Source organism: Janthinobacterium sp. GW460-12-1-14-LB5 (assembly GCF_059423585.1).
The window spans coordinates 1-14,242 of record NZ_JBWKYD010000047.1; the positions used below are offsets into that span (position 1 = coordinate 1).

The window sequence follows — 14,242 nt, forward strand, 5'->3', positions numbered from 1 at the left end:
TGCAGATACAAGCGCGTCAGGATGGCCGGGAAGTCGATGCAGCCGTCGCCGGGCACGCTGAAGGCGCCATTGATCACCGCCTGCAAAAAACTCCAGTGGCCATTTCTCGCCAGTTTCACCACATTCGGGCGCACGTCCTTGCAATGCACGTGGCAAATGCGTTCGATGTGTTTATTCAGCACCGCCAACGCGTCGCCGCCGGCAAAGGTGATATGACCCGTATCAAACAACAAGCCGACTTCCGGCCCCGTCAAGGCCATCAGTTGATCCACGTCAGCGGGCGTTTCCACGTAGGCACCCATGTGGTGATGGTAGGCAAGCCGTACGCCGTGCGCCAGCAGGTGGGCGGCAAAGGCCGTGAGTTTATCGGCGTAGTCCTGCCACTGCTGCTGCGTCTGGAAGCGGGGGCGTTTGTACAGTGGACGGGCTTCGCCCTGGATGGCGTCGGCCACTTCGCCGTAGACCATGACGGTGGCGCCGCTGTCGGCCAGCAGCCGCAAATGCGATGCGACGGAGGCAATCTCCTCTTCGACGCTGCGGTGCGCCAGCCGGCCCGAATACCAGCCGGAGACGCAGGCAAGATTGTATTTACCCAGCACGGCGTTCAGGGCCGGGGCATCTTTCGGAAACTTGTTGCCCAGCTCAAAACCCATGTAGCCGATCTCGGCGCCCTCTTTCAGCGCCGTTTCCAAAGGCGTCTCGCCGCCCAGGCTCGGCAAATCGTCGTTCATCCACGAAATCGGGTTGATGCCGATCTTCACATTCCATGTAGTCATTTCAATTCCTTTGTTTCAGGCGATCGTTTTCATAACGGGCACGGGCAGCTTGCACGCCGGCTTGCGTGGAGACCTCGGGCACGGCCACTTCCCACCAGCAGCCACCCTCCTCGGTCGTGCGCGTGTCGTCCGTATTGATGCAGATCAGATACGTGCGGCTAGCTTCGCGGGCGCGCAGCATGGCCTGTTCCAGTTCGCCAATGTCGGCAACGTGTTCGGACAGCGCGCCCAGGGATTGCGCATGCAGGGCGAAGTCGATGCGCGGTGCGCTATCGGGCAACATATTGTTGAACGAGGCATTGCCGCACGCCTGCTGCAATCGGTTGATGCAGCCGTAGCCGCGGTTGTCGAGCACGACAATAATCAGTTTTTTGTCCAGCATGACGGAGGTGGCGATTTCCGAATTCATCATCAGATAGCTGCCATCGCCCACCATGACGATCACCTCGGCATCGGGTTTGGCCATCTTGACGCCGAGGCCGCCGGCGATTTCATAGCCCATGCACGAATAGCCGTATTCCATGTGGTAGCCGCCCGGCGTGCTTGTCCGCCACAGCTTGTGCAGTTCGGCCGGCAGAGTCCCTGCCGCGCAGACGACGATGTCGCGGGTGGTGGAATCCTTGGATGAACGCTGCACGGCGCCGATGACTTCGCCGTCGTACGGCAAGCCGGCGACCTCGCGTTTGCCGGTAATGGACGCCACGGTGGCGCGCCAGGCATTCCCTGCCTGCTGCGCGCGGTCCAGCCACTGGCCCGCGCTGTTCCAGCTGCCCAGCAGGCGCGACAGCCCCTGCAAGCCGAGTGTCGCGTCCGCCTGCAGGCCCAGGCCGCGGCGTTTCAGCGCATCGAAAGCGTTGACGTTCAGGCTGAGCAGTTGCGCCTGCGCAAACAGGGAGTTGGACCCCGTCGTGAAATCCTGCAGCCGTGTGCCGACGGCCAGCACCACGTCCGCGTCCGCCGCCAGCGCATTCGCGGCAGGCGAACCGGTGACGCCGATAGCGCCCAGCTGCATTGGGTGGTCCCATGGCAAACTGCTCTTGCCGGCCTGGGTTTCCGCCACGGGAATGCCGTGCCGCTCGGCAAACGCCTGCAAGGCGGCGCCCGCCTGGCCGTACAACACGCCGCCGCCGGCCACGATCAGCGGCTGTTTCGCGTTTTTCAGCAACGCTGCCGCTTCTTCCAGTTCCTGTTCGATGGGCGGCACGGCGCGGAAACGCACGACTCTCGGTTCGAAAAAGTCGGCCGGATAGTCATACGCCATCGTCTGCACGTCTTGCGGTAGGGACAAGGTCACGGGGCCGCAAGCGGCCGCGTCCGTCAAGGCGGCAATCGCCCGCGGCAAGGCGGTCAGCAATTGCTCCGGATACACGATGCGGTCGAAGTAGCGCGATAAAGGTTTAAACGCATCGTTGACCGAGACGCTGCCGTCGCTGGCGTCTTCCAGTTGCTGCAAGACGGGGTCCGGCGCGCGCGAGACGAAGACGTCGCCGGGCAACAGCAAGACCGGCAGGCGGTTGACGTGCGCCAGGGCGGCGGCCGTCAGCAGATTCGTGGCGCCGGGACCGATGGAACTGGTCACCGCCATCATGCGCCGGCGCATGTAGGCTTTCGCATAGGCAATGGCCGAGTGCGCCATCGCCTGCTCGTTGTGGGCGCGGTAGGTAGGAAAGGATTCCCGGTACTGGTACAGCGCCTCGCCCAGGCCCGCCACGTTGCCGTGGCCAAAGATGGCGAAGGCGCCGCCGAACAAGGGCTGGCCATCCTCGGTGCGCAGCACGGACAGGTAGCGGACTAAAGCCTGCGCCATGGTCAAGCGGACAGTGGCGCTCATGCGGCACGCTCCAGGCGGTTGCGCGTGCGTTGCCACAAACTGATCAGCTGTTCGAAGTTGGCGCGCACTGCGGCGATCAGGCCCGCATCATCGAGTTCTCCGGCCAGCCAGCGGCGGCTCGGTTCCTGGAAGATGGTGCGGCCGACCATGAAGCCGCGGCACGTCGTGCTGGCACTGGCCTGTTCAAAACTGGCGGCCAGTTTGTCGATGGGCGCGTTCAGGCCCAGCAAGACGACGCCACGGCAATACGGATCGCGCTCGTGCACCAGGGCATCGATGGCTTGCCATTGCTTGGCTGACATGCTTTCCAGCTTCCACCATTCCGGATAGATACCCAGGTTGTACAGGCGCTTGACGGCGCGCAAGACCGTGTCGTCGCCGTGCGGCAAAGAGTCCGACGGTATGACTTCCAGCAACAGTTCGTGACCGCTCACTTGCGCCGCGTCATACAGGGCCTTGATCTGCGCTTCCTGTTCCAGCCGGTTTTCCACGGCGTCGTCCGGATGCAGTTGCACCAGGCACTTGATCACGTGTTCCTTTGGCCAGCTGAGCAGATGCGAGCCGATGGAGCGGCCCCAGTCGAATTGCAGCGGATTGGAACCGGGCAATTCCACGGGACGGCCTATCCACCAGCCGCGTCCCGTCGCATCGTTGAGGGCATCGACGCCATAGCGGCCATCGATCAGCACGCCCGTCTTGCCGGCCAGCTGCAAGGCCGTTTCCGTCTGCGCCACCGCTTGCACCATCAATTGCTTCAAGGCGCAGATACGCGATTCGGGCGCGCCCGCTTGTTGCGCCAGCTCAAAGAATTGCGTGCGGTGATCGAACGCGAACACGCACAGCTCATTCCACTCCTTGCGCGCCACCGTCGTGCGGTGCAGGCGCGACAAGGTGGCATCCTGGTCCGGCTGCGTCAGCTTGGCCGCGTTGGCCAGGAAATAGTCGAGCTCGACGGGCGACGGCATGGCCGGTGCGCAACCATGCCGCGATACGACGAGGGCGCCGCAGCCATTCGCGTAGCGGCAGCACGCTTCATAATCCTCGCCGCGCAGCCAGCCTTTCAGGAAGCCGGAGAGAAAAGCGTCACCCGCACCGAGCACGTTCAGCACTTCCACGCGCACGCCGCGGTAGTTATACGCGTCGTCCAGGCTTTGCGGCACCACGCTGTCGATGACGGCGCTGCCCAGCGGGCCACGCTTGACGACCAGGGTCGCCAGGGTGGCGGCCCGCACGGCGCGCAGGGACGCCATGATGTCGGCACCGCCGCCGGCGATCATGAATTCCTCTTCCGTGCCGACTATCAGGTCGAACTGCGGCAGGATGGACTGCAGGTGACGGGTCACGCCTTCGCTGGAAACGAAACGCGTTTCGCCGTCCGCCTTGCCGGACAAGCCCCACAGCACGGGCCGGTAATCGATGTCGAGCACGGTGCGCACGTTATTCGCGCGGGCCAATTTCAAGGCTTGCGTGCTGACGGCGTGCATGGCGGCGGTCGAAAAATGCGTGCCGGTGATCAACAGCGCCTTGCTTGAGGCAATGAAGGCCGCATCCACCGACGATGCGTCGATGGCCATGTCGGCGCAATTTTCACGGTAAAAGATGAGCGGAAAGGTGTTCTTGTCCTTGATGCCCAGCATGACGAGGGCCGTCAGGCGGTCGCGGTCGATGCCCACGTGGCTGACGTCGCAGCCCTCCTTCGCCAAGGTGTCCGTCAAGAAGCGGCCCATGTGGTCGTCGCCCACTTTCGACAGCATGGCCGACTTCAAGCCCAGCCGGGCCGTGCCGAAGGCGATATTCGCCGACGAGCCGCCCAGGTACTTGGCAAAGCTCGTCGCGTCTTCCAGGGTGCTGCCGATCTGCTGCGCGTACAGGTCCACCGCCAGGCGGCCCAGGCAGATCACGTCGAGCGCGCGGCCCTGGGCAAATTGTGTCGGGTTATTCATGGTTATCCTTAAATCGTGACACCGTCGAGTTCAGCCATCAGCGTTTGCATTTCCGCGCCGCCCGCCATCATGTCGAGTACTTCATCCTTGGAAACGGTTTCCTTGGTGTAAGTGCCCAGCGACTTGCCCCGGTTCAAGAGGGTGAACGAGTCGCCCACGGGATAGGCGTGGTGCACATTGTGGGTGATAAAGATCACGGACAAGCCCCGTTCGCGCGCCTTGTAGATCAGTTTCAGCACATTGAACGATTGTTTGACGCCCAGCGCGGCCGTCGGCTCGTCGAGGATCAGCACGCGCGCACCGAAGTGGATGGCGCGGGCAATGGCCAGGCACTGGCGTTCGCCGCCCGACATGGTGCCCACGGCCTGGTGCGGGTCGCGCACCATGATGCCCATTTCGGCCAGCTTGTCACGCGCCGTGGTGGCCGCATAGTCCATATCCATCACGGGCAGCACGCCGAACATTTTTTTGATCGGTTCGCGGCCCATGAAGAAATTGCGCGCCACGGACAGCAGGGGCACCAGCGCCAGGTCCTGGTAGACGGTGGCCACGCCCAGGTCGAGCGCCTCTTTCGGCGAATTGAAGCTGACGGGCTTGCCATCGACCAGGTATTGGCCATCGGTGGGCTTGTGCACGCCGGCCAGGGTCTTGATCAGGGTCGACTTGCCGGCGCCGTTATCGCCCAGCAGGCAATGTACTTCGCCCGGTTTCAGGCGCAAGGTGACGTTTTGCAGGGCGATGACGGAGCCGAAGCGTTTGCTGATGTTTTCCAGCGCAAGGATGTATTCGCTCATGGCTTATCTCGCTTCCGTGACACGGGCACGGACAAAGTTGTTGAACAGTACCGCGATCAGCAGCATGACGCCGAGGAAGACACGGAACCAGTCAGAATTGATATTCGTATAAGTAATGCCGATCTGCACCACGCCGAAGATCAGCGCGCCGAAACAGGCGCCGACGACGGAACCGTAGCCGCCCGTCAACAGGGCGCCGCCGATGACGGCCGCGATGATGGCTTCGAATTCCTTTTGCATGCCGCGGTCGGCGGCGGCCGATCCCACGTCAAATACTTGCAATGTGGCAAATAAACAGGCGCAGAAGGCCGTGAAGACGAACAGCGAGACCTTGATGGTTTTCACGGGCACGCCCACATTCTTGGCCGCGTTGGCGTCGCCGCCGACGGCGAAGATCCAGTTGCCGATGCGGGTGCGGGCCAGGACGAAGCCGGACACGAGCGCCAGGCCCGCCCACCAGACGATGACCTTGGGGATGCCCTTGACCAGCGGTGCGCCATTGTCGAGCGCTGTGATCCAGCCCGCCTTGGCCATCCAGGCGAACAGCGAAGTGCCCACTTCGCCATGGAACAGGGTCATGGCCAGCCAGTCGTCGGCGGCCAGCGCGCCGATGCCGCTGACGATGGTGCGGTTGGCAAACATGATGGACAGGGCCAGGGTCAGGCCGCGCAGGATGAACAAAAAGGCCAGGGTGACGATGAACGACGGCAAACGCGTCTTGATGACGAGGTAGCCGTTGAGCCAGCCCAGCACCATCGAACCGACAAAGGCGAACAGGATGGCGGCCCACACGGGCCAGTGGAAATACACGGAAGGAATGGCGATCATCATGCCGGCAAAGCCGATCATGGAGCCGATCGACAGGTCGAATTCGCCGGCGATCATCAAGACGCAGGCGCCGATGGCGATGATGCCCAGGTAAGCGGCCACTTGCGCCCAGTTGATCACGCCGTCGAGGTTGAACATGCCGGAATCGCCGGCCGTCAGGATGAAGAAGGCAAACACCAGGATGGCGCCCGAGATCGAGGCGAACTCAGGACGGCTGAACAGCCGCTTGAGCCAGCTGACCTGCCCCACGCGCTCATCAAGGCCCTGCTTTTGCGGCGGCGTGCCCGAGGCGGCCATGCCGCCCTGTTCCACGCTGAATTTCACGGTACTCATGCTATGTCTCCCTTGATTTATAGCAACCTGCCAGCCTCGACAACAATTTCAGGGCGGCAGGACCCGCGCGCCGGCAAGCTTGGCCTGCGCGCGGGGACATCAACTAAGTATTGATTGAATTGAAAAGCGGGTGCTTAACGGAACTGGCCGGCGTATTTCTCCACCTTGCCGATATTGTCCTTGGTGACATAACCAGGACCGGAACCGATATGGCGCGGGCCATACGATGGTGCCAGGCCATATTCGGCCAGGCGCGCCTTGAACTTGGCGTTATTGATCAGCTTTTCGCGCACCTTGGCCAGGTCCGTGGTCTTGTCCTGCTTCATGATGGCCAGCACGGCAACGGGGATGTAGCCTTGCAGGTAGGGTTGCTGGTCGATGGCGAACTGGATGCTGCCATCCTTGATGCCTTTCGAGATGTCATCGGACAAATCGAACGTGGCGAACCACATCTTGCCCTTCAAGCCCATCTTTTCCAGCGCCTTCAGCGAAGCGTGGGCCGAGGTGGGCCCCAGCGCCAGCACGGCCTGGGTTTTCGGGTTGTTGCGCAGATAGGCGCTCAACTTGCTTTCGATGGTGGTCGGATCTTCGCCCGCATCCAGGGTGGCGGCCTTGAAATCGACGCCGATGGCTTCGGCAAAGCCGCGGCAGCGCTCGAACGACGATGGATTCGTCGCGTAATGGTTGACGCAGACGAACGATTTGATGCCGGCCGCCTTGGCTTTTTCGCCGGCGCCCTTGCCTGCCTCGTATTCAGGCTGGCCCACGTGCATCACGGCGCCCAGCTGCTCGCTTTGCGCCAGGGTACCGGAGTTGATCGTGACAAACGGAATCTTCTTGGCGGCAACGAGGCCCAGCGGTTTTTGCAGCACGCTGAAGTCGGCGATGCTGACGATCACGCCGTCGTAGTTGCGGGCCGCCGATTGTTCGACCAGGCGCGCCATATCGGCCAGGTCGCCATTCGGCGGGTTGCGGTAGTCGACGGTGACATTGAAGTCTTCACCTGCTTGCTTGACGGAATTTTTGATCGTATTCCACCAGGAATCGGAATCGGGCGCATGGCTGATCAGCACGAATTTCTCGCCTGCCGCGTGGCTGGCGCTCATGCCCAGACCCAGTCCCAGGCCGAGCCCCAGCACAGCCAGGCTCTTCAGAAATCCCTTACGCTTATTGCTTTGCATGAATGTCTCCTTGAAGGATTAATTTTTATAGTTGCCAGCTTTTGAAGCGTGTCAACGGGGAGCCGAAAAGCCGGCAAGACCCGATGCACTGCGCACAGCTTAGGCCACAAAAAAGACAAATGCAATAAAATTTTCAAAATAAATTTAAATAGAAATTCGTTTCTATTTTTAGGATTCCCTCCTATAATTCTCGCCAGAACCAGCCGCACCCATCACGGCCCAGCAAGTACACCAAGGAAAAAACATGGCAGCCACCGCCCCCATCGAACAACTGATGCAGCACATTGCCGCCGAGTACGACAACCTGTCGCGCCAGCTGAAAGTCATCGCGCAATACATTGAAAAGCACCGTGCCAGCCTGATGCTCGAACGCATCAGCGACATCGCTAGCGCCTGCGACGTGCAGCCGTCGGCCATCGTGCGCTTCGCGCAGCGCTTCGGCTACACGGGTTTTTCTGAAATGCAGGATGTGTTCCGCCAGGCTTACACGGACCAGGCCGGCGCCACGCCCGACTACCAGCAGCGCATCCGCAAGCTCATTTCCACGCGCGACGCCGCCCTCAGCGCGGGCGACCTGACGCGCGAATTCGTCGGCGCCAGCCGCGCCGGTCTCGACGACCTGGCGGCAGGGCTCGACGACGCCCAGCTGGAAGCGGCCGTCAACCTGCTGTTGAAAGCGGAAAATATCTATGTGATCGGCGTGCGCCGGTCGTTTCCGATCGCCTCCTACATCGCCTACGCGCTGGAACACACGGACAAGCGCGTGCACCTGATCAGCGGACTGGGCGGCATGCACCGCGAACAGATGCGCAGCGTGCGCGAACGCGATGTGGCGATCGCCATCAGTTTCTCGCCTTACGGCAAGGAAACCCAGCAGTGCATCAAGGCGGCGCAGGACAAGGGCGCCAAGGTCCTGGTGATTACCGACAGCAAGCTGGCCCCGCTCGCGCGGGCCGCCGACGCGCTGCTCACCGTCACAGAGGGCAGCGCCTTCGCCTTCCGCTCGCTGACCAGCACCATCTGCCTGTGCCAGGCGCTGTTCATCGCGCTGGCATACAAACTAGAGCTCGACATCGAAGAAATCCACACCCCAGGAGAACATGATGATTGAAGTAGCGTTATTCGGCGCCGGACGCATCGGCAAAATCCACGCGGCCAACCTGGCTGCCCAGCCCGGCGTACAGTTCAAGTACGTGGTCGACGTCAACCAGGAAGCGGCCGCCGCCTTGGCCGGCTTGCATGGCGGTAGCAGCGCCACGGTGGAAGCGGCATTGGCCGATCCGGCCGTCAAGGCCGTCGTCATCGCCTCGAGCACGGACACGCACGCAGACCTGATCCTGCGCTCGGCCGCTGCCGGAAAGGCCATCTTTTGCGAAAAACCCGTCGATTTGACCCTCGACCGGGCGCGCGCCTGCGCCGCCGCCGTGAAGGAAGCCAAGGTGCTGTGCATGCTGGGCTTCCAGCGCCGCTATGACCCCACCTTCCATGCCGTCAAGACACGGATTGAGGCGGGCGAAATCGGCACGCCGGAGTTGCTCATTGTGACCAGCCGCGATCCGGGGCCGCCACCCGTGAGCTACATCAAGGTCTCGGGCGGCATCTTCAAGGATATGCTGATCCACGATTTCGACATCTTCCGCTGGATACTCGACGATGAAGCCGTCAGCGTACACGCCACCGGCAGCTGCCTCGTCGACCCGGCCATCGGCGAAGCGGGAGATTTGGACACGGCCGTCGTCACCATCCGCACGGCCAAGGGCCGCTTGTGCCAGATCAATGCCTCGCGCCGCGCCGCCTACGGCTACGACCAGCGCTTCGAAGTACTGGGCAGCGCCGGCATGCTGCAGGCGGGCAACCACAAGCCGACGGAAGTGACGGCGTATGGTGCCGTGAACGTCAGCGTGGACAAGCCGGAAGATTTTTTCCTGGAACGCTATCGCCACGCTTACGCGCAGGAAATGGCACATTTCTTCGACGCCCTCAGCCACGGCACGCCGCTGCGCACCACCGTCCACGATGGCTTGAAGGCACTGGAACTGGCCGAGGCGGCCACCCTGTCGTGGCGCGAACAGCGCGTCGTGACCCTATAAAAATACAAAAACAAGATACTGGAGACACCATGTCATCCCCAACATTAAAAGTCGGCATCGTCGGCCTGGGCCGGCTGGGCCAGCGCCACGCCATCAACCTGGCGCAGCGCGTGCCGAATGCCGAAGTAGTCGCCGCCTGCAGCCCCGTGCCGGCCGAACTGGACTGGGCCGCCAGCCAGCTCGGCATCACCACCGGCTATGCCGACTACGACGCCCTGCTGGCCCATCCGGGCCTGGACGCCGTCTTCCTCGTCACGCCCACCTCGCTGCATGCGGACCAGATCATCGCCGCCTTGCGCGCCGGCAAGCACGTGTTTTGCGAAAAACCGCTATCGCTGGACCTGGCCGACTGCCTGAAGGTGGAAGCGGAGGCGGCGCGCCACCCGCAGTTGACCATCATGATCGGTTTCGTGCGGCGTTTCGACGCCAGCTACCATGACGCGCAGCAAAAGATCGCCCAGGGCCTGATCGGCAAGCCGTATCTCGTGCGTTCGCAGACCTGCGACCAGAACGATCCCAGCGGCGCCTTCATGCGCTTCGCCCCCACCAGCGGCGGCATCTTCCTCGATTGCAGCGTGCACGATATCGACCTGGCGCGCTGGCTGCTGGGCAATCCTGTGCCCAAGCGCGTGTATGCGAGCGGCACCAACGCCATCCACACGGGCTTGCAGGCCTTCGGCGACGTCGACAATGGCCTGGCCACGGTCGAGTTTAGCGATGGCAGCATGGCCAGCTTCATGGCGTCGCGCACCATGGCGCATGGCCATGAAACGCTGACGGAAGTGTTCGGCACGGGCGGCCGCCTGGCCGTGGGCAGCAATCCACGCCTGAACAGGGTGGAAATTTCGGACGCGCATGGCGTGCGCAACGAATGCACGCCGGACTTCTATGCCCGCTTCGCCGACGCCTTCCTGATCGAGGCGCAGGAGTTTACGGATGCGGCGCTGGGCCGGCGCACCCTGTCATTGACCTTGCACGACGCGACGGAAGCGACGCGCATCGGCCTGGCCATGACGCAAGCCATGCGCGAAGCACGGCCTGTGGAGTTTTAAGCCAAAGGCAGGGACTCAGGCGGCCGGTGCAGAAAACGGCTGTTTGAGCTCGACGGCCAGGCGCAAGCCCATGGCATCGAGGATGGCCGTCAAGGTGCTCAGCGAGGGATTGCCCTCGGGCGACAAGGTGCGATACAGCTGGGTAGGATTGAGCCTGGCCGCCTGCGCCACGGCGGGCACGCCGCCAAAGGCGCGCGTCAGCTGGCGCAGCACGGCCAGCAGTTCGCCGTGGTCGCCATCGACGAGGATATTGTTGATCAGTTCAAGGGCGAGATCGGGATCGTCGCAGTACAGCTCGGCCATCGCTTCGTCATGCGAGCGGTCTCTCGGTGGTTTGCTGAGTTCCTCTTTCATGTCCCCTCTCCTTCCAGTCGTGCCAGCAAGCACAGGCGTATTCGATATCTTTCGATTGGGTACGCTTGTCGCCTCGCGCTTGCGCCTCCGCACAGCAATAAAATGATCTGTTCGCCGGCGATGGCTTAATACACGCGGTAACCAGGCCCCACGTCGATGCGCAATTCCCACACGCCATCGTGGCAAAATTTATGGTCGCAAAAATTGCCGGGAATCATACGCAACACGCGCCGGGCTATGGCCACCCTGGCCGTGTTATCGCGCTGGCGTTTCAGCCATTCCGTGTATAAATCCCTGCCCGATGACGTCAGATAGTGCCGGATCTCGTATATCATATTCGTCCATAAACGAAGAAAGATCAAGGAGAAAATCACGCGTATGCATAAAAAAGAAGACCACGTCATCTTGCGGCTAAACCGCGTGACGCAGGTGCCGAATGCCGGGATCACTGATGTATATCAAGATGCGTTTCCCCAGTTACTGTAAAGAAATGATATGGCGCGTACGCGCCTCACGCGCATCCGATTGCGCTATACAATAAGCGCTGCCCAACCGCGAAAAACCCTGCCGCCATGACGAACAACGACAGCAACTCCCCTCACCTTGCCGACGTGGCCGAATGCTACGTCAAGCTGGTCCTGGCCATGGGCCAGCACGATGCCTCGTATGTCGACGCCTATTACGGCCCGCCCGCCTGGCAACAGGAAGCGGCAGAGCGGAAACAGGGTTTGAGCGATATCCAGGCTGCCGCGCAGGACGCGCTGGCCCTGCTGGCCAGTGACGCCTCCTTGCGCGCCGTCAACCTGCGCAAGCAGTTGCACGCCGTGCTGGCCAAGGCAGACATGCTGCAGGGATTACGCCTCGATTTCGATACGGAAAGCGCGCACCTGTACGATGCCGTCTCGCCCCATCACAGCCGTGCCTGGTACGAAGCACTGGTGGAGCAGATCGATGCCTTGCTGCCCGGCGACGGCACGGTCAGCGCACGCGTGAATGCCTTGCGCGCGCAACTTGTCATTCCGGCCGACAAGCTGCGCGCCGTCATGGATGCGGCCATCCGCATGGGCCGCGAGCGCACCTTGCAGTACATCGCCCTGCCCGACGGCGAAGATTTCGTGCTGGAATTTGTCACAAATAAACCCTGGAGCGGCTACAACTGGTACAAGGGCAACTATCAGAGCGTGATCCAGATCAATACGGACTTGCCCGTGTATATCGATCGCGCCGTCGACCTCGGTTGCCACGAAGCGTATCCGGGCCACCACGTCTACAACGTGCTGCTGGAACGCGACCTGGTGCGCGGCAGGGGCTGGATGGAGTACTGCATCTATCCGCTGTATTCGCCGCAATCCTTGATCGCCGAAGGCACGGCCAACTACGGCATCGAACTGAGTTTCACGGATGCGGAGCGGCTGGACTTCGAACAGCAGGTGCTGTACCCGCTGGCCGGCCTCGATCCTGCGCTGGCGCCCCGCTATGCGCAGCTGAACCAGTTGCTGGCCAAGCTCGGCTACGCCGACAACGACATCGCCCGCCAGTACCTCGAAGGCAGCATCACGCGCGACGAAGCGCTGGAATGGCTGGTCAACGTGCGCCTGTACCCGGCCGAAAAATCGGCGCAGCGCCTGCAGTTCTACGATGCCATGGGTGCGTACGTCATCAATTACAACCTGGGCCAGGACATGGCGAAAGCCTATGTCGAACGCCAGGGCAGTACGCGCGCCGAGCACTGGGCCGCCTTCCGCGACCTGATGTCGTCGCCGCGCGTGCCCAGCGCGCTGCTGGAATGAGGCACAAACGATAAAGGAGAGTCGCATGCACGTCACGCATACTGCCGGCGCCCTGCTGCTGGCGCTTTCCGTCAGCAATGCGGCATGGGCCAGGGATGCGGCCGTCGCCACGGCACCGCCACTCAGCGCGCGCCAGCAGGCACTGATGGCGACAGCCGTGGGCAGCGCCGCCCATCCGCGCATCCTGCAGGTGCGCCTCGATGAACTGCAGCCGACCCAGCCGGCCGTCGGCTACGACCAGGTGTATTACAAGCTGGGACGCTACGCGGCCGAAGAAAAGCACATCGCCGACATCGCCAAGCCGAAGAAATTTGCCGACCTGTGCGAAGCCAATGGCCAGGGCGACGTCTTGCCCAACACGGCCAACGTGGCCGGCGCCACCCTGGCCGCGCCGCCGGCCAGCTACCGCTGCAAGGCGGCCGTCGGCAGCCGTCCGGACGACATGAAGACGGTCATCATCGGACCGCGCGGCGTCGTGTACCTGACCGATGGCCACCACACGTTTTCCACCTTCTGGGATGCAGATGGCGGGCGCAATCATCAATTGAAGGTCTGGGTCAAGGTCAGCGACAATTTCAGCGCGCTGGGAGACGCGGCGTTCTGGGCACGCATGCGCGCAGAAAACAAGGTGTGGCTGAAAAACGGCCGCAACCAGGCCATCACGCCGCAGCAGCTGCCGCCCGCCATCGGCTTGCAGTCGCTTGGCGACGATCCTTACCGCTCGCTCGTCTACTTTACGCGCGGGATCGGCTACGAGCCGCCTGAGCACGCCACGGAATTTCTCGAGTTTTACTGGGCCGACTGGCTGCGCGGCAAGCCGGCGCTGGACCTGGCGCGCGTCGACCTGCTTGATCGCGCCGCGTATGCCGGCGTCATCCTGCAAGCGGCGCAGGCCATGGTGGCGCTGCAGCCCGATGACATCGTCAGCGGCGGCAAGCGCGCGTCGGATCTGGGTGCGCTGGACGAGGTCGACCGCGAAACGCTGGCTGCATTGACGCAAGACAAAGGCAAGCTGCGCTACGCCATCGACTACCGCAAGTCGCTGCCGCGCTAGTTACCTCCCGGCGTGTCATCATCCTGACATCTGCGCCCGCTAGCATGTCGGCACTTTTCAGGCCGACATCACGGGACACCATGTACAAGCACAGCATCCGCCGCAGCACCTTATCGATTGCCATCGCCCTCGCGCTGGGCGCCAGCCTGGCCGCCTGTGGCGGCAAAGACTATCGCGACACCACCACGGCGCCCGTCGCCCCGGTGGACCCCGCCG

13 protein-coding genes are annotated in these 14,242 nt (G+C 62.5%); 5 read left to right on the top strand and 8 right to left on the bottom strand.

Features of this window, described 5'->3' with window-relative positions; genetic code table 11:
• The 6 genes from iolE to AC07X6_RS28120 form a co-directional block, all read right to left on the bottom strand.
• A partial coding sequence (gene iolE, locus AC07X6_RS28095) for a myo-inosose-2 dehydratase (protein WP_494793158.1) occupies positions 1-776 on the bottom strand: 776 nt, incomplete at its 3' end.
• A 1-nt stretch (position 777) separates the two neighbouring features.
• A complete protein-coding gene (gene iolD / locus AC07X6_RS28100) occupies positions 778-2,607 on the bottom strand; it encodes a 3D-(3,5/4)-trihydroxycyclohexane-1,2-dione acylhydrolase (decyclizing) (RefSeq protein WP_494793159.1) in 1,830 nt (609 codons plus the stop codon).
• Positions 2,604-4,550 carry a bifunctional 5-dehydro-2-deoxygluconokinase/5-dehydro-2-deoxyphosphogluconate aldolase gene (locus tag AC07X6_RS28105; RefSeq protein WP_494793160.1) on the bottom strand — a complete coding sequence of 649 codons (1,947 nt, stop codon included), beginning with the start codon at positions 4,548-4,550 and terminating at the stop codon, positions 2,604-2,606. Before AC07X6_RS28105 ends, iolD begins: the two co-directional genes overlap by 4 nt.
• Before the next feature lie 8 nt (positions 4,551-4,558).
• Positions 4,559-5,344 (bottom strand): ATP-binding cassette domain-containing protein, encoded by a 786-nt coding sequence (locus AC07X6_RS28110; RefSeq protein WP_230542447.1) that lies wholly within the window; start codon positions 5,342-5,344, stop codon positions 4,559-4,561.
• Positions 5,345-5,347: 3 nt separating this feature from the next.
• Positions 5,348-6,469 carry an ABC transporter permease gene (locus tag AC07X6_RS28115; RefSeq protein WP_494793165.1) on the bottom strand — a complete coding sequence of 374 codons (1,122 nt, stop codon included), beginning with the start codon at positions 6,467-6,469 and terminating at the stop codon, positions 5,348-5,350.
• Between the two features lie 170 nt (positions 6,470-6,639).
• Complete coding sequence (locus AC07X6_RS28120; RefSeq protein WP_494793161.1) at positions 6,640-7,686, bottom strand: sugar ABC transporter substrate-binding protein; 1,047 nt, start codon at positions 7,684-7,686, stop codon at positions 6,640-6,642.
• A gap of 244 nt (positions 7,687-7,930) precedes the next feature.
• On the opposite strand from AC07X6_RS28120, the gene AC07X6_RS28125 reads away from it, so the two are divergent.
• Genes AC07X6_RS28125 through AC07X6_RS28135 form a run of 3 tightly spaced genes read left to right on the top strand, consistent with a single transcriptional unit; the run spans position 7,931 to position 10,828 of the window.
• A complete protein-coding gene (locus tag AC07X6_RS28125) occupies positions 7,931-8,797 on the top strand; it encodes a MurR/RpiR family transcriptional regulator (protein ID WP_099375816.1) in 867 nt (288 codons plus the stop codon).
• Entirely contained in the window at positions 8,790-9,776 is a 987-nt protein-coding gene (gene iolG / locus AC07X6_RS28130; RefSeq protein ID WP_494793166.1) for an inositol 2-dehydrogenase, read from the top strand. Before AC07X6_RS28125 ends, iolG begins: the two co-directional genes overlap by 8 nt.
• Positions 9,777-9,805: 29 nt before the next feature.
• Positions 9,806-10,828 carry a Gfo/Idh/MocA family oxidoreductase gene (locus AC07X6_RS28135; protein WP_474290755.1) on the top strand — a complete coding sequence of 341 codons (1,023 nt, stop codon included), beginning with the start codon at positions 9,806-9,808 and terminating at the stop codon, positions 10,826-10,828.
• Positions 10,829-10,843: 15 nt separating this feature from the next.
• Here the strand turns inward: AC07X6_RS28135 and AC07X6_RS28140 are convergent, their stop codons facing one another.
• Positions 10,844-11,182 (bottom strand): helix-turn-helix domain-containing transcriptional regulator, encoded by a 339-nt coding sequence (locus AC07X6_RS28140; RefSeq protein ID WP_494793162.1) that lies wholly within the window; start codon positions 11,180-11,182, stop codon positions 10,844-10,846.
• Between the two features lie 125 nt (positions 11,183-11,307).
• On the bottom strand, positions 11,308-11,517 hold the full coding sequence (locus AC07X6_RS28145; protein WP_442908110.1) for a type II toxin-antitoxin system RelE/ParE family toxin: 210 nt from the start codon (positions 11,515-11,517) through the stop codon (positions 11,308-11,310).
• A 237-nt stretch (positions 11,518-11,754) separates the two neighbouring features.
• On the opposite strand from AC07X6_RS28145, the gene AC07X6_RS28150 reads away from it, so the two are divergent.
• Both AC07X6_RS28150 and AC07X6_RS28155 read left to right on the top strand, forming a co-directional pair.
• Entirely contained in the window at positions 11,755-12,972 is a 1,218-nt protein-coding gene (locus AC07X6_RS28150) for a hypothetical protein (protein WP_494793163.1), read from the top strand.
• A 25-nt stretch (positions 12,973-12,997) separates the two neighbouring features.
• Positions 12,998-14,026, top strand: a complete 1,029-nt coding sequence (locus tag AC07X6_RS28155; RefSeq protein ID WP_494793164.1) for a ParB/Srx family N-terminal domain-containing protein — start codon at positions 12,998-13,000, stop codon at positions 14,024-14,026.
• The last annotated feature ends 216 nt before the right edge of the window (positions 14,027-14,242 follow it).